The organism is Sphingomonas sp. BL-S-30 (assembly GCF_055521475.1).
Window position 1 is genome coordinate 4,010,811 of sequence record NZ_CM145481.1, and the last position, 15,473, is coordinate 4,026,283.

The 15,473-nt window shown below is 66.1% G+C and carries 9 protein-coding genes; 4 read left to right on the top strand and 5 right to left on the bottom strand.

Going from position 1 to position 15,473, the window contains the following annotated elements; all coding sequences use genetic code 11:
• Window positions 1–27: 27 nt before the first annotated feature.
• Both ACZ1I5_RS18650 and ACZ1I5_RS18655 read left to right on the top strand, forming a co-directional pair.
• On the top strand, window positions 28–1,164 hold the full coding sequence (locus ACZ1I5_RS18650) for an aldose epimerase family protein (protein ID WP_465170740.1): 1,137 nt from the start codon (window positions 28–30) through the stop codon (window positions 1,162–1,164).
• Window positions 1,164–2,960 carry an IlvD/Edd family dehydratase gene (locus tag ACZ1I5_RS18655; RefSeq protein WP_465170741.1) on the top strand — a complete coding sequence of 599 codons (1,797 nt, stop codon included), beginning with the start codon at window positions 1,164–1,166 and terminating at the stop codon, window positions 2,958–2,960. The genes ACZ1I5_RS18650 and ACZ1I5_RS18655 overlap by 1 nt, the downstream gene beginning before the upstream one ends.
• Window positions 2,961–3,142: 182 nt before the next feature.
• Here ACZ1I5_RS18655 and ACZ1I5_RS18660 read toward each other — a convergent pair whose 3' ends face one another.
• The 4 genes from ACZ1I5_RS18660 to araD1 all read right to left on the bottom strand — a co-directional run bounded on the left by ACZ1I5_RS18660 (window position 3,143) and on the right by araD1 (window position 11,031).
• A complete protein-coding gene (locus tag ACZ1I5_RS18660; protein WP_465170742.1) occupies window positions 3,143–6,088 on the bottom strand; it encodes a TonB-dependent receptor in 2,946 nt (981 codons plus the stop codon).
• Between the two features lie 222 nt (window positions 6,089–6,310).
• Window positions 6,311–9,010: a beta-galactosidase GalB gene (gene galB, locus ACZ1I5_RS18665; RefSeq protein ID WP_465170743.1), complete on the bottom strand. Its 2,700-nt coding sequence runs from the start codon at window positions 9,008–9,010 to the stop codon at window positions 6,311–6,313.
• A 246-nt stretch (window positions 9,011–9,256) separates the two neighbouring features.
• Window positions 9,257–9,979, bottom strand: coding sequence for a FadR/GntR family transcriptional regulator (locus tag ACZ1I5_RS18670; protein WP_465170744.1), 723 nt, complete (start codon window positions 9,977–9,979; stop codon window positions 9,257–9,259).
• Window positions 9,980–10,047: 68 nt separating this feature from the next.
• Window positions 10,048–11,031 (bottom strand): AraD1 family protein, encoded by a 984-nt coding sequence (gene araD1, locus ACZ1I5_RS18675; RefSeq protein ID WP_465170745.1) that lies wholly within the window; start codon window positions 11,029–11,031, stop codon window positions 10,048–10,050.
• Between the two features lie 93 nt (window positions 11,032–11,124).
• Here araD1 and ACZ1I5_RS18680 point away from each other — a divergent pair, with 93 nt between their 5' ends.
• Together ACZ1I5_RS18680 and ACZ1I5_RS18685 are read left to right on the top strand one after the other, a co-directional pair.
• Window positions 11,125–12,687 (top strand): alpha-N-arabinofuranosidase, encoded by a 1,563-nt coding sequence (locus tag ACZ1I5_RS18680; protein ID WP_465170746.1) that lies wholly within the window; start codon window positions 11,125–11,127, stop codon window positions 12,685–12,687.
• A gap of 9 nt (window positions 12,688–12,696) precedes the next feature.
• Entirely contained in the window at window positions 12,697–13,614 is a 918-nt protein-coding gene (locus ACZ1I5_RS18685) for a Gfo/Idh/MocA family protein (RefSeq protein ID WP_465170747.1), read from the top strand.
• 121 nt (window positions 13,615–13,735) lie between these two features.
• On the opposite strand, the gene ACZ1I5_RS18690 is transcribed toward ACZ1I5_RS18685, so the two are convergent.
• Window positions 13,736–15,340, bottom strand: a complete 1,605-nt coding sequence (locus ACZ1I5_RS18690) for an alpha-glucosidase family protein (protein WP_465170748.1) — start codon at window positions 15,338–15,340, stop codon at window positions 13,736–13,738.
• Between the last annotated feature and the right edge of the window lie 133 nt (window positions 15,341–15,473).

Sequence of the window (15,473 nt, forward strand, 5' to 3'; positions counted from 1 at the left end):
AGCAGCCGTGGTGGAGGGCGATTTTTCATGCAGAAGGTTTTGATCATGCTGGCGGCGATTGGAACCCTTGGCGTCGCCGCCGAGGCCCATGCCGCCTCCGCGGCGCGCGAGACCGTGGGCGAGGTCGGCGGCGCGAAGGTCGAGGCGATCACCCTGTCCAATGCGAAGGGCGTGACGGCGCGCATCCTGAGCTATGGCGCGACGCTGCAATCGCTGGTCGCGCCCGACCGCGACGGCAAGCCGGCCGATATCGTGCTCGGCTATGACGATCTTGCCGGCTATGTCGACAAGCCCAATTATTTCGGCGTGACCGTCGGCCGCTATGCCAACCGCATCGCCAGGGGGCAGTTCGCGATCGACGGCAAGACCTATCAGCTGCCGATCAACAACGCCCCCAATTCGCTGCACGGCGGGACCAAGGGGTTCGACAAGGTGGTGTGGCGCGTCGTCTCGGTCGAGAACGGGCCCGTGGCGCGCGTGACCTTCGGCTATGTCAGCCCGGACGGCGACCAGGGCTATCCCGGCAAGCTCGACGTGACCGTCACTTACGGCCTCGACGAGAAGGGATCGCTGTCGATCGAGTACAGGGCGTCGAGCGACAAGCCGACCATCGTCAACATGACCAACCATGCGATCTTCGATCTGGGCGGCGAAGGGTCGCCGATGGGGGCGATGGGTCACAGGCTGACCATGCCGGCCAAGGCCTATACCCCGGTCGACGCCACGCTGATCCCGACCGGCGAGCTGCGCCCGGTCCAGGGCAGTGTCTTCGACTTCCGCAAGCCGCGCGTGCTGGCGGAGGGCCTGCGTGACGGGCGCGACACGCAGATCGTCGCGGGCCGCGGCTACGACCATAATTTCGCGATCGATGCCGGGCTGACCGCCGAGCCCAAGCTGGCCGCGCGGCTCGAGGACCCCGTCTCCGGCCGGGTGCTCGAAGTGCTCAGCACCGAGCCCGGACTGCAACTCTATACCGGCAATTTCCTCGACGGCACGCTGGTCGGCAAGCACGGCCATGTCTATCGCATGGGCGACGGCGTCGCGATGGAGCCGCAGAAATTCCCCGATACGCCCAACCAGCCGGCCTTCGGCTCGGCACGGGTCGATCCGGGCAAGCCTTATCGCCACCTGATGATCTACCGCGTCTCGGTGGCGCCACGCTGATGACGACACCACCACCTTCTGGGCTGCGTTCGCGCGCCTGGTTCGACAACCCCGCGAACATCGACATGACGTCGCTCTATATCGAGCGCTACATGAATTTCGGCCTGTCGCAGGAGGAGCTGCAATCGGGCAAGCCGATCATCGGCATCGCCCAGACCGGGTCAGACCTTTCCCCCTGCAACCGCCATCACCTCGTGCTGGCCGAGCGGCTGCGCGAAGGCATTCGCGAAGCGGGCGGCATCGCGATCGAATTCCCGGTCCATCCGATCCAGGAGACGGGCAAGCGCCCGACCGCGGGGCTGGACCGCAACCTCGCTTATCTGGCGCTGGTCGAGGTGCTATACGGCTATCCGCTCGACGGCGTGGTGCTGACGATCGGCTGCGACAAGACCACGCCGGCCTGCCTGATGGCGGCGGCGACGGTGAACATCCCCGCCATCGCGCTGTCGGTCGGGCCGATGCTCAACGGCTGGCACAAGGGCGAACGCACTGGATCCGGCACGATCGTGTGGAAGGCGCGCGAGCTGCTCGCGGCGGGCGAGATCGACCATGCCGGCTTCGTCAAGCTCGTCGCCTCGTCGGCCCCCTCGACCGGCTATTGCAACACCATGGGCACGGCGACGACGATGAACTCGCTGGCCGAGGCGCTCGGCATGCAGCTGCCCGGATCGGCGGCGATCCCCGCCCCCTATCGCGACCGGCAGGAAGTGGCGTGGCGCACCGGCAAGCGCATCGTCGAGATGGTCGCCGAGGATCTGAAACCCAGCGACATCCTGACGCGCGACGCCTTCACCAACGCGATCGTGGTCAATTCCGCGATCGGCGGATCGACCAATGCGCCGATCCATCTCGCCGCGATCGCGCGCCATATCGGCGTCGACCTGCCGCTCGACGACTGGCAGACGCACGGCCACAAGGTGCCGCTGATGGTCAACCTGCAACCGGCGGGCGAATATCTCGGCGAGGATTTCTATCATGCGGGCGGCGTGCCCGCGGTGGTGGCCGAGCTGATGAAGCAGGGGCTGATCCGCGAGGACGCGATCACCGCCAATGGCAGGACGATCGGCGACAATTGCCGTGACGCGACGATCGAGGACGCCGATGTGATCCGCCCCTTCGCCGAGCCGCTGATGGCGGATGCGGGCTTTGTCGTGCTCAAGGGCAATCTGTTCGACGCGGCGATCATGAAGACCAGCGTGATCAGCCCCGAATTCCGCGCGCGCTACCTGTCCGACCCGAACGATCCCGACGCGTTCGAAGGCCCCGCGGTCGTGTTCGACGGGCCCGAGGATTATCACGCGCGCATCGACGATCCGGCGACCGGCATCACGGACCGGACGCTGTTGTTCATGCGCGGCGCCGGGCCGATCGGGTATCCGGGTGCGGCGGAAGTCGTGAACATGCGCCCGCCCGCCTATCTGATCCGCGAAGGCGTGCACGCCCTGCCCTGCATCGGCGACGGGCGGCAATCGGGCACGTCGGGCTCGCCCTCGATCCTCAACGCCTCACCCGAGGCGGCCGCCAATGGCGGCCTGGCGCTGATCCGCACCGGCGACCGGGTGCGCATCGACCTGCGCGCCGGCACGGCCAATGTACTGATCGACGATGCGGAGCTGGCCGAGCGCCGCCGCGCGCTGATGGCGGCGGGCGGCTATGCCTATCCCGCCTCGCAGACGCCGTGGCAGGAGATCCAGCGTGCGATCGTCGGCCAGCTGGATAGCGGCGCGATCCTGGAAGGGGCTGATCAATATCAGCGGATCGCCCAGACGCGCGGGTTGCCGCGGGATAATCACTAAAGGGCCAGCCCATCGCTGCCGAAGTCAGCGACGTAAGCGAGACGGTGTCCTTTGCTTCCTTGTGCTCCCGCGAAGGCGGGAGCCCAGACTGGGTCCCCGCCGTCGCGGGGACACAATGCCCCCCAACCCAAAAAAAGGGCCGGCGCGAAGGCCGGCCCGGAGGGGGGAGGAGAGGAAAGGGTTCAGAATTTGGAGCGGACGCCGAACAGGACCTGGCGGCCGGGATAATAGACGCTGTAGGTCGCGTTTTCGTAGCCGAAGGTCGTGCGGAGCGGCGCGTTGGTGATGTTCAGCACGTCGAGCGTCAGGCGGAACGCCTTGTTCAGGAACGGCAGTTCGTACCCGGCGGACAGATCGAGCTGGCCGCGCGCATCGCTGATCAGGCCGACCGGCAGATTGTTCTGCGGGCCGTTCGCCGCCACCGTCTTGTCGTTCCAGACATAGTTGACGCTGATCGAGACGCCGTGCCCTTCGTAGAAGCCCTGGAGGTTGTAGCTCCACGGCGCCACGCCCGGCGCGAACAGGCCGCTCGACGAGCTCTGCTTGATATAGGTCACGTTGGCTGAGGCACCGAGACCCTTCACCGCGAAGTCGAGCGGCTGGACCCAGGTGCCCTCGATGCCGTCGAGCACCAGATTCTGCAGATTGACCGGCCGGTTGACCGTCACCGTCGCGACATTCGGGCCGCCGCGCAGGTCGATCGCCTGCTGCTGCGTGGTGTTGAGGTCGCTATAGTTGATGCCGAGCGAGGTGAACGGCACGGTCGACTGCTGCGTCACGGTGAAGCCGTCGACATTCTTGTGGAACGCCGCGAAGCCGACATAGCCGATGCCGCCGGTATAATATTCGCCGCCGATATCGATATTGTTCGAGGTGTAGGGCTTCAGATCCGGGTTGCCCGCGGTCGCGATCTGCGCCGACGGATCGGAGAAGGTCAGGCCCGGCAGCAACTGGCTGGCATCGGCACGCGTCATGCTGCGCGAGGCGGCGACGCGCAGCTTGATCCGGCTGGTCAGGTCATAGGTCGCGTTGAATGAGGGCAGGAACTCGTCATAGCCGGTCTTCAGTGTGACATCGACCAGGCCCGTCGCGGTCTGGGTCGGGCCGACCACCGTCTGGTTGGTGTGGACGTAGCGGATGCCGGCATTGATGTGCAGATCATTGCCCGCGACCGTCGCGACGGCATTGGTCTCGGCATAGGCGCCGAAGGTCTTTTCCGCGATGTCGCCGGTCGCGCCGCCGGTCACCGCGCCGCTGCTCTCCGGCGCGCTGTCGCGGAAGGACGCATAGTTGGTGGCCTTTTCCAGCGCCGCCAGATTGGGGATGATCATGCTGGTATAGCCGACGCTGCCATCGGCGAGATGGCCGAAATTGTCGACGCTCCAGCGCGACAGATATTGCGCCACCGCCGAATTCGGCACCGAGCCGGTCAGGCCGTTGCAGGTCGCGCCGCACACCGAGGTCTGGAAGGCGATGCTGTTGTCATAGGCGCGGATCGAGCGCGAGGCCTCGTCATAGGCCAGGCCGAACTTGAAGTTGGTCGTCTTGTCGCCGATCGTCGTGTCGAGATGCGCCCCCTTGGTGGTCGTCTCGCGGCGGACATTCTGCACGTTCACGCGGTACCATTGCCAGCCGAGATTGGGATCGCCCAGGTCGCGGTTGGTGGTGATGATCGGCTGCGCGGCGCCGGTGCTGTTGTCATAGGTGACCTCCAGGCCGGATTCGCGCGGCGTCTGGAAATCGAACTGGGGCTGTTCGCGGAAGAAGGTCGAATGGCCGTAATTGAGCTGCGCGTCGATCTTCACGTTATCGGCCGGCTGCCACGAGACGTTCGGGTTCACGTTCCAGAACTCGGTGGTCTGGTGGAACACGTCATTCTCCAGGAAGAAGCTGGAGTTGGCGAAGGTGCCCTTGGTCACGACATTGTTCTGATCGACCGTCAGGCCGATCGGGACCATGCCGCCGGTCGAGGTCGGCGAGGTGCCGGGCCCGGAGTTGCGGACATACCAGTTCATGTTGAGCCGGTAATAATCGCGGATCGACTTGGCGTAGATGGCGTCGACGGCGAAGCTGAGCGTGTCGCTCGGCCGCCATTCGACCGACGCCAGCGCCGAGATGCGCGAGCGCGTGCCGTCAGTGAAGCTGTTGCGGCCGAGCCGCGGGATGATCGCCTTGGAAAGCTGGTCGAGCGACAGGCCCGAGGTCGCGGCGAGATCGAGCGGGGTGCCCGGGGTCAGGCCGTGGCCGACATTGTTCGGCGTGACCGACGCATAGGAGAACCCGTTGCCGCCTGCATTGCAGCTGGCGGTCGGGCAGGTGAGATTGGCATCGGTCCAGCCGATCGTTTCGAAGCCGTCGATCCGCGTCTTGGTCTTCACGCCCGAGACGCCGATCAGCACGCCGAAATTGTCCCAGGTCTTGCTGGCGACGATCGCGCCGCGCGGGCTGACCTGCTGGTTGCTATCGGTATATTGGCCCTGCGCGATCACGGTGACGTGCTGGCCGGGATTGTCGAACGGGCGCGCGTTGCGCAGGTTGACGGTGCCGGCGATGCCGCCCTCGAGCGTCGAGGCGACCGGGCTCTTCGCCACGTCGAGGCGGGTGAACAGCTCCGACGGGAAGAAGTCGAGATCGACCTCGCGGTTCGAATTGCCGCCATTGGTGCCGCCGTCCGAGGCGATCGCGATCTGCGTGTTGTTGAGCAGCACCTTGGAGAAGCTGGGGCCGAGGCCGCGGATCGAGACCTGCAGGCCCTCGCCGTTGATGTCGCGGTTGAGCTTCACACCTGGCATGCGGTTCAGCGTTTCGGCCAGGTTGGTCGCGGGCAGTTTGCCGATGTCCTCGGCGAAGATCGAATCGCCGAAGGCGACGGCGTTCTTCTTGGCGTTGGTCGCGCTGCGCAGCGAGGCGCGGATGCCGGTGACGACGATGTCGTCCCCCGTTGCGTCGTCGGGGTTCGCCGGATTGGTTTCTTGCGACGCGGCAGCGTCGGGCGCAGTATTTATACTCTGAGTATTTACGACCGGAGCGGCCGTTTCCTGTGCCGAGGCAGTTCCAGCGATCGTCAGGGCACCGATACCGGTGGCGGCCAGCAGGGCGGCCCGCAGGGACTGATTACGCAGGAACATAATGATTTACCTCTCCGAAGGCGCCCGCTCGTCGACGGATCGCCTGATTGCACAAAACGCTGGTAGCGCTACCAATCCGGGCCGCTAATTGTCTGGGTAAAATCTGTCAAGCAGCGATGTTCGGTTGAGCGCAGAACCGGAACGCATCGTCTCTTTGCGCGATGCAGCGCCGTCGCGACCTCCGGCAAGAGGCCGCCCGGAGCGCGGGCAATAGCGATAGCGTTACCTCGAGGCCATGCTCTTCAGCACGATCGTGGCGTCCTTGAGCGCCCCGGACCGGGCACGCAGGGTGATCGTCCCGGTCTTGCCGACCCTGGCCCGCACCACCACCAGCGCGAGGCCGTTGAACGCCTTGCGGGTCGGCGACTGGAACGACTCGAAGCTGGTCGGATCGCCATTGTCAGTCGCGACGATCTCGCCCGGCCCTTCGACCGTGAAGGTCACCGGATCGTCGGCGCGCGGCACGGTGAGCCCGTCCTTGTCGGTGATGCGCACGGTGACGAAGGACAGATCGCGGCCATCGGCGTCGATCTGCGCGCGGTCGGGCGTCGCCTCGAGCGCGGCGGGCGCGCCCGCGGTCTTCACCACCTCGGTCGCCCAGGGCTTGCCGCCCTTCCAGGTGACAACCTTCAGTTCGCCGGGCTCATAAGTGACGTAATCCCAGCGGAAACGATATTCATAGGGCGCGCGGGTCTTCTTGCCCTGCGACTTGCCGTTGACGAACAATTCCGCTTCGTCGGCCGAGCTGAACACATGGACCGGCGTCACCTGCCCTTCGCGACCGGGCCAGGTCCAATGCGGCAGGACATGCGCGAACTTCAGTTCCGGGCGCCAGCGCGCCTGATAGAGCCAGAAGCGATCCTTCTTGAAACCCGCCAGATCGATGATGCCCGAATAGGAGCTGCGCGCGGCATAATAGGGCGTCGGCTCGCCGAGATAGTCGAAGCCGGTCCAGACGAATTCGCCCGCGACGAACGGATTCTGGTCGTTCGAGGCGAAGACGCGGTCGGGCGAGGAGCCGAAATCGGCGGCGTGCAGCTCATAGGCGCTGACCTGCATCCGGTCCGGGTCGCCGCCCGAGCCCGGCCGCACCGGGCCGCTGATCGCACCGGCCACAGGGAAGAGATATTCGCCGCGGCTGCTGAGCGCCGAGGCGCTTTCGGTGCTCAGGATCACCTTGTCGGGATATTTCGCATGGAAGGCCGCGAACTGGCCGGGATAGGCGCGGACGCCGGTGCCCTGATAGTTGAGGCCGATCACGTCGACCGTGCCGGGCAGCGCCATGTCCGGCTTGGCATAGTTCATCGCCGTGGTGGTCGGGCGGGTCGGATCTTCCTCGCGGACGATCTGGACCAGCCCGCGCGAGATCGCGGCGCCCTCCTCGGCGGTATATTGCTCGCCGACTTCGTTGCCGACGCTCCACAGGACGACCGACGGATTGTTGCGGTCGCGGCGCAGCATCGCGCGCAGATCGGCCTCGTGCCAGTCGGGGAAGATCAGGTGGAAATCGAGCGGGGTCTTCTTGCGCTCCCACACGTCGAACACTTCGTCGATCACCAGCAGGCCCATGCGATCGGTCAGCTCGAGCAGTTCGGGCGCGGGCGGGTTATGGCTCATGCGCACCGCGTTGACGCCCATCTCCTGCAGCAATTCGAGCTGCCGCTCCGCCGCGCGCACGTTGAACGCCGCGCCGAGCGCGCCGAGATCGTGATGATTGTTGACGCCCTTCAGCTCGACACGCTCGCCATTGACGAACACGCCCCTGTTCGCATCGAAGGTGACGCTGCGGATGCCGAACGGGGTTTCGTAACGATCGACCGGCTTGCCGCCCAGCGTCACGGTGGTGACGGCGACATAGCGGTTGGGCTGCTGAGTCGGCGGCGGGCCCCAGAGGCGCGGATTGGCGAGGCTGGTCGAGCCCGCGACGCTGGCGCTGGCGCCGGCGGCGATGCGCGTGTTGGCGGGCGCGATGCGGGCGACGACGGCGCCCGTCTTCCGGCCGGCGGCATCGAGCGCATAAATGTCGGTGCGCACGCTCGCATTCGCCTCGATGCGGGACTCATTGTCGAGCGAGACGTCGAGTGCGATTATCGCCTTGTCCTTCGCGACGTCGGGCGTGGTCACGCGCGTGCCCCATTGGCCGACATGGACGGGATTCGCCTTGGTCAGCCAGACATTCCGGTAGAGCCCGCCGCCGGGATACCAGCGCGCCGATTCGGGCGGATTGTCGAGGCGGATGACCAGTTCGTTCCTGCCGCCGAACGTTAGATAAGGCGTCAGGTCGAGCCGCCAGCCATTATAGCCATAGGGCCAGCCGCCGACGAGCTTGCCGTTCAGCCAGACCGCCGAATAGGACATGGCGCCCTCGACATCGAGGAACACCGACTTGCCCTTGTCGCGCGCGGGAATATCGAGCGCCTTGCGGTACCAGCCAATGCCCCAGCTCTCCAGCCGGCCCATGCCGCCATAGGGACCGGTCTTCAGGAAAGGCCGCTCGATCGCCCAGTCATGCGGGAGCGTCACTTTCTGCCAGGCGCTGTCGTCGAAGCCAGCCTGGACGAAGGAGACGTCGCTGCCGGGATTGCCTGCGGGCCGGACGTGGCGCTTCGCCGGATCGCGGATAAAGGCATTGGCGCTGGGCAGGATCCAGGGCTTGAGCACGGACTGGGCGACCGCGGTGACGGCCCTGGCTTCGTCGGGCTTCGCATCGGCTGCCTTGCCGTCCTCGCTCTTCCCGATCTCGGGCCGCACGTCATAGGACAGGCCGGTGACGCCTGCGGGGTCGCCCATATGGAAACGCCAGCCGCTGTTGATCGGGACGCGCTCGCGCGGGGCGGTCTGGGCCTGGGCGCCCGACAGCGCGAGCGTTGCCGTGACCATCAGCGCGGACAGTCGCGCCAGGGTTCGAGCCAGATTTGTCACGGACATCTTCTCCACGCACGGCGACCCTGGCGGTCGCGCCCTTCCCGGAACGGCGGGACGCTATGGCGCGCGACGCGAACGGGTCAAGAAATTTGTAGGAGTTATTCTTCCCCTATTTGCCTTCCCAGGCGGAGGTGCGGGCCCAGATAGGGGACGTCGATAAACGGATGCTGCGCGTCGTCACAAGAGCCTTCCCAACTGGGCCCCGGCCTTCGCCGGGGAAGAGAAAAAAGAAAAGGGAGGGCCTCACGCCCCACCCGGCTCCATCGACAATTCCGTATCCTCCAGCGCGCGGCGGATCAGCTCCGCCATCGCGGCGCGGGCCGCATCCGGGTTCGAATCGGCGATCGCGTCGTACAGCGCCTGATGCTCGGGCAAGGGATCGCGCGGCAGCTTGCGGTTGCGCTGCTTGAAGATGGTGGTCCAGCCGACCGCCGCCGCAATGGTGCTGGAGAGTGTGGTCAGCGGCTCGTTGCGCGTCGCCTCGAGGACCAGATGATGGAATTGCTGGTCCGCTGCGCGCCCCTCGGGCGTGGCGAGGCCGTAGCGCCCCATCTCCTCCAGCGCATGGCCCATCTGGGCCAGCTCGCGGCCCGTGCGGCGTTCCGCCGCGACGGCCGCGGCGGCAGGCTCGACGATCATGCGCAACTCGAACAGGCTGCGGATGAAGCCCTCGCTCGGCTCGCCCTCGAACATCCAGGCGAGCACATCGGGGTCGAGCAGGTTCCATCGGCTGCGCGGGCTGACGCTGGTGCCCGCCTTGGGGCGGCTTTCGACCAGTCCCTTGGCCATCAGCATGCGCACTGCCTCGCGGTACACGCTGCGCGATACCTGGAGCTGCTCGGCGAATTCGATCTCGCCCGGCAGCACGTCGCCCGGCTTGTAGACCCCCGTGACGATCTGGACGCCGAGATCATGCGCGATCGTGCCGTGGATCCGGCGCCCTTTTGGTTGCTTTCCCGGCGTCACCTGTCCCCCATCCACCTTCTCCCTGTCCGGCCTTCCCGTCGTCGCAGAAAGGCTCGCCCATCGATAGCCTATAGCATTCGTACCCGAACATCACGTGCCGGCTCGATCGCGATTGGATTGCGCGCCGGCAGGCGGAAAGGCGGCGCCTCCACCTCGAAGACGTCGCCCGCTTCAGTGCGGATCCCTTCCGAGAAGGACAGGGTCGCCGTGCCGAAGAAATGGACATGCACGTCGCCGGGATGGCGGAACAGGTCATATTTGAAATGATGGTGCTCGAGATTGGCGATGCTGTGCGACATGTTCGCCTCGCCCGTCACGAAGGGGCGTTCCCACAGGGTCTCGCCGTTCCGCACGATGCGGCTGGTGCCGCGGATATCCTCGGGCAGGCCGCCGAGCAGCAATTCCGGGCCGAGCGCCGCCGCGCGCAGCTTCGAATGGGCGAGCCACAGATAATTGCCGCGCTCGGTGACGTGATCGGAGAATTCATTGCCGATCGCGAAGCCGAGCCGGACCGGATTGCCGTCCGCATCGATCAGATAGATGCCGGCGATCTCCGGCTCCTCGCCCGCATCGAGCGCGAAGGCGGGGGAGCGAAGCGGCGCGCCGGGTGCCGTCAGCTGCTCGCCATTGCCCTTGTAGAACCATTCGGGCTGCGCGCCCGTCTCGCCGGCGGCAGGTTTGCCGCCCTCGACGCCCATCAGGAACATGCGCATCGAATCGGTCTGCTGCGCTGCCTCGGTCATCGACCGGTGCATCTTGTCGCGCCCCTCGGCCGAACCGAGATGGGTGAGGCCGGTGCCGGTGAGCAGCAGATGCGCCGGATCCTGGTGGTCGATCGGTGACAACAGCGTGACCGAATCGAGATCGACCGGACCCGCATCGCCGGCCTGCGCCGCCTGCTCGGCAAGCGTCACGCCCGCCGCGAGCGCCGCCTCGGCCAGCGCACGGACGCTCTCGACCCCGGCCAGTTGCCGCGGCGATTCCGTGCCGCGCAGCACGGCCACACCACGCGTGCCTCTGCCATCGATGAACTGCACGAGCGACGTTCGCATGACCCTCTCCTGATTAGCGCTTGCGTAATCATATACTCAGACAATAAGCTAAAGCCAGCCGTCTTAAACGGCATCTGTGAGAGGATCGGGGCGATGGCGGCAATGGGACGGTTGAAAAGGGTTGCGCGGATCGCGTTGGCGGCGGCGATGGCGCTCGGATCGGGCACTGCCTGGGCACAGGCGAAAGAGGCGAGCATCACCGTGCATGCCGACAAGCCCGGCCCGAAGGTGCAGCGCGAGATTTTCGGCCAGTTCGCCGAGCATCTCGGCACCGGCATTTATGGCGGACTGTGGGTCGGCAGGAACTCGCGCATTCCCAACACCGATGGGTTTCGCAACGACGTGATCGCGGCGCTCCGTGCGATCAAGGTGCCGCTGATCCGCTGGCCGGGCGGCTGCTTCGCCGACGAATATCATTGGCGCGAGGGCGTCGGCACGAAGCGCCCGGTCAAGGTCAACACCCATTGGGGCGGCGTGACCGAGCCCAATGCGGTCGGCACGCACGAGTTCATGAACTTCACCGAAGCGGTCGGCGCGGAGGCTTATGTCTCCGGCAATGTCGGCAGCGGCACGCCGCAGGAAATGGCCGACTGGGTCGAATATATGACCTCGCCGACCAGTTCGACGCTCGCCAACGAACGCCGCGCGAACGGCCGCAAGGAGCCGTGGAAGCTCCCCTATTTCGGGCTGGGCAACGAGCTGTGGGGCTGTGGCGGCAATATGAGCCCGCAATATGCCGCCGACGTAACCAAGCGCTATTCGACCTTCGTCAAAGTCCCGCAAGGGACGAAGACGCTGAAGATCGCCAGCGGCGCCAGCGACTCCAATTACGACTGGACTGAAGTGATGATGCGCGAGACGGGGCGCACCATCGACGGCATCGGGGTGCATTATTACACCGTGCCGGACACCTGGCAGAAAAAGGGTTCGGCGACCGGATTCGACGAAGCGGACTGGGCGAAGACCCTGTCCAAGACGCTGCTGATGGACGAGTATGTCACCAAGCACAGCGCGATCATGGACAAGTACGATCCTGCAAAGCGCGTCTGGCTGGCGGTCGACGAATGGGGCACCTGGTACGATCCGACGCCGGGCAGCAATCCCGGATTCCTGCAGCAGCAGAATAGCCTGCGCGATGCGCTGGTCGCGGCGATCAACCTCAATATCTTCACCCGCCATGCGGACCGCGTGAAGATGGCCAATATCGCCCAGATGATCAACGTGCTGCAGGCGATGATCCTGACCGACGGCGACAAGATGGTGGTGACGCCGACCTATCAGATATTCGGCATGTACGTGCCGTGGCAGGACGCGACGCAATTGCCCGTCGATATGACCAGCCCCTGGTACAACAAGGACCAGTGGGTGATGCCGTCGCTGAGCAGTTCGGCGGTGCGCAGCGCTGACGGCGTGGTGCATGTCTCGCTGGCCAATCTCGATCCGGTGAATGCGCTGACCGTGACCCTGAACGTCGATGGCAGCACGGCATCGACCGTGACCGGCAGCGTGCTGACCGCCGACCGGATCGACGCGCATAATCGCATCGGCGAGCCGCTGGCGGTTGCGCCGCGCGACATCGCACCGGTAACGGTGACGGGGGGCAAGGCAGTGCTGACCTTGCCGGCCAAATCGGTGACCGTCGTGGCGCTGAAGTAAGGAGCGTTGATGCTGCCGATCGCCATTGTCGGATTGGGCAAGATCGCCCGGGATCAGCATGTCCCGGCGATCCGTGCCGACGCCCGGTTCCAGCTTGTCGGGGCGGTCGATCCGCATGCGGCGCCCAGCGAGGTGCGGATCTATCCCGATCTGCCCGAGCTGCTCGCGGCCAATGCGCCGGCCGCGGTGGCGATCTGCACCCCGCCCTTCGCCCGCGTTACGGCGGCGCGAGAGGCGATCGCGGCGGGGCTGCACGTGCTGCTGGAGAAGCCACCGGGACTGACCGTCGACGAGGTGACCGGGTTGCAAGCGTTGGCGCAAGACGCGGGCGTCACCCTGTTCACGGCCTGGCATTCGCAGGAAGCGGCCGGGGTCGACCCGGCGCGCGCCTGGCTGGCGGGGCGGACGATCGACGCGGTTCGGGTGACCTGGAAGGAAGACATCCGCGTCTGGCATCCCGGGCAGGAATGGATCCTCGAAGCGGGCGGCTTCGGCGTGTTCGATCCGGGGATCAACGCGCTGTCGATCCTGACCGACTTGCTGCCAGCACCGCTGACGGTGGAGTCGGCCGGGCTGGACGTGCCGGCGGGTCGGTCGCAGCCGATCGCCGGGACGCTGGCGCTGCGCAGCGGCGCGGTGCCGGTCTCGGTCACGCTCGATTTCCTGCATGAGGGCGTGCAGCGCTGGGACATCGAGATCGATACGCCCGACGGCATGCTGAAGCTGGCGATGGGTGGCGCAGAGCTGACCATTGCGGGCGAGGCGATTCCGGTGGGGGCGAATGTGGAATATCCGCGGCTTTATGCGCGCTTCGCCGAGCTGGTCGAGCGCGGGGAGAGCGATGTGGATCTGGCGCCGTTGCGGCTGGTAGCGGAGGCGCTCGAGGTTGGAGTGCGGCGTGAGGTTGAGGCGTTCGCGTTCGCCTGACCTTACCGTCATGCCGGACTTGTTCCGGCATCCATTCTGCGGCGGGGCGCAGCCCACTTCGCGAAGCGAAGCGCCCGAACCACGATGGACCCCGGAACAAGTCCGGGGTGACGGTGAGGGGTTAGGCGGCGCGTTCTGCAATCAATCCTCCGAATGGGCCGACCGCCCAGCCATCAATGTCGCCCACTTGCTCGATCACCTTCCATGAGTCCGCATCCTCAAGCGCCCACCCCCGCGCTTCGGCCGAGAAGTTGAACACGCACAACAGCCGCTGCCCGGCCGACGCCCGCTCGAACGCCAGCAGCGATTCCGACGCTTCGACGAACCGGATCGTCCCGGTCCGCAGTGCCTCATTCGCCTTACGCATCGCCAGCAGCCGCCGGGTGAGTGCCAGCATCGACGCCCCGTCCCTTTCCTGCCGGTCGACCGCCAGCGCCGCATGGTCCGGGCCGAAGGGAAGCCATGGCTCCACCGCCGAGAAGCCCCGCCCCGCTTCCCCGGCCGCCCAGGGTATCGGCGTGCGGGCGCCGTCGCGGCCGAGGGTCAGGGGCCAGTTGGCGATCGCTTCGGGATCGCGCAGGCGGTCGAACGGAATGTCGACCTGGGTGAGACCGAGCTCCTCGCCCTGATACAGGAAGATGTTGCCGCGCAGCGCCACGAGCAGCAGCATCTTCATCCGCGCGAACGCCGCCTCATGCCCCGGCGGCGCCCAGCGCGAGACCGCGCGGGGCGCGTCGTGATTTTCGAACGCCCAGCTCGGCCAGCCCATGCCGGGCGTATCGGGCCAGCGTTCCAGCACGTCGCGGACCAGCGCCGGCGTCAGCGTCTTCGCATAGAGGAAGTTGAAACCGTAGGCCGTGTTCAACCGGTGATCGCCTTGCGTGAAGCTCTGCATCTCGGGCTCGACATCGGGGCCGCCGACCTCCGCCACGGTGAAGCGATCCGGATAGCGATCGGTCAGCGCGCGGACGCGTTCGAGGAACAGCGGAATATCCGGGTGCGACTGGTTGTGGATATGGAACTGGAAATCGAACGAGCGGGTGCGGCGGCTGTTGCCGAGACGCGCGGGATTGTCGCGCAGCGCGGGATCAACCATCGCACAGCTGATCGCGTCGAGCCGAAACCCGTCCACCCCGCGATCGAGCCAGAAGCGCGCCACGTCGAGCAACGCGTCCTGCACGGCAGGCAGATGCACGTTGAGCTGCGGCTGGCTGCTGAGGAAATTGTGCATGTAATATTGGCCGCGCCGTGCGTCCCAGGTCCAGCCGGGGCCGCCGAACACGGACTGCCAGTTGTTGGGCGGCGTGCCGTCCACCTTCGCATCGGCCCAGACATACCAGTCGTGGCGCGGATTGGTGCGGTCGGACCGGCTCTCGGCGAACCATGCATGCTCGTCGGAGGTGTGGGCACAGACCTGGTCGACGATCACCTTCAGCCCGAGGCCGTGTGCGCGGGCGACCAGCGCGTCGACGTCGGCCAGCGTGCCGAACAGCGGATCGACGCCGCAATAATCGGATATGTCGTAGCCGAAATCCTTCATCGGCGACGGGTAGAAGGGCGACAGCCACACTGCATCGACGCCCAGCGATGCGACATGACCCAGATGCGCGGTGATGCCGGCAAGATCGCCCACGCCGTCGCCGTTCGAATCGGCGAAGCTGCGCGGATAGATCTGGTAGATCGCTGCGCCGCGCCACCATGCGCTCGTCTCGTCCGATCGCGTCACAGCCCCTCCCCTACGGTTTCCGTCCTTTTGCGCGCCGCCCCGGGCTGAAAGCAACGGCCATACGCGAACGGGGATTGCCGCGACGCCAAGTCACTGACATCCTGACCGGCAGAAAACAAAAAAATAGACATGC

Excerpts from the sequence above, each read along its gene's own strand:
- araD1 (WP_465170745.1), bottom strand. The coding sequence starts at position 11,031 with ATGCGAACGTCGCTCGTGCAGTTCATCGATGGCAGAGGCACGCGTGGT.
- ACZ1I5_RS18655 (WP_465170741.1), top strand. The coding sequence starts at position 1,164 with ATGACGACACCACCACCTTCTGGGCTGCGTTCGCGCGCCTGGTTCGAC.
- ACZ1I5_RS18680 (WP_465170746.1), top strand. The coding sequence starts at position 11,125 with ATGGCGGCAATGGGACGGTTGAAAAGGGTTGCGCGGATCGCGTTGGCG.
- ACZ1I5_RS18650 (WP_465170740.1), top strand. The coding sequence starts at position 28 with ATGCAGAAGGTTTTGATCATGCTGGCGGCGATTGGAACCCTTGGCGTC.
- ACZ1I5_RS18685 (WP_465170747.1), top strand. The coding sequence starts at position 12,697 with ATGCTGCCGATCGCCATTGTCGGATTGGGCAAGATCGCCCGGGATCAG.
- ACZ1I5_RS18660 (WP_465170742.1), bottom strand. The coding sequence starts at position 6,088 with ATGTTCCTGCGTAATCAGTCCCTGCGGGCCGCCCTGCTGGCCGCCACC.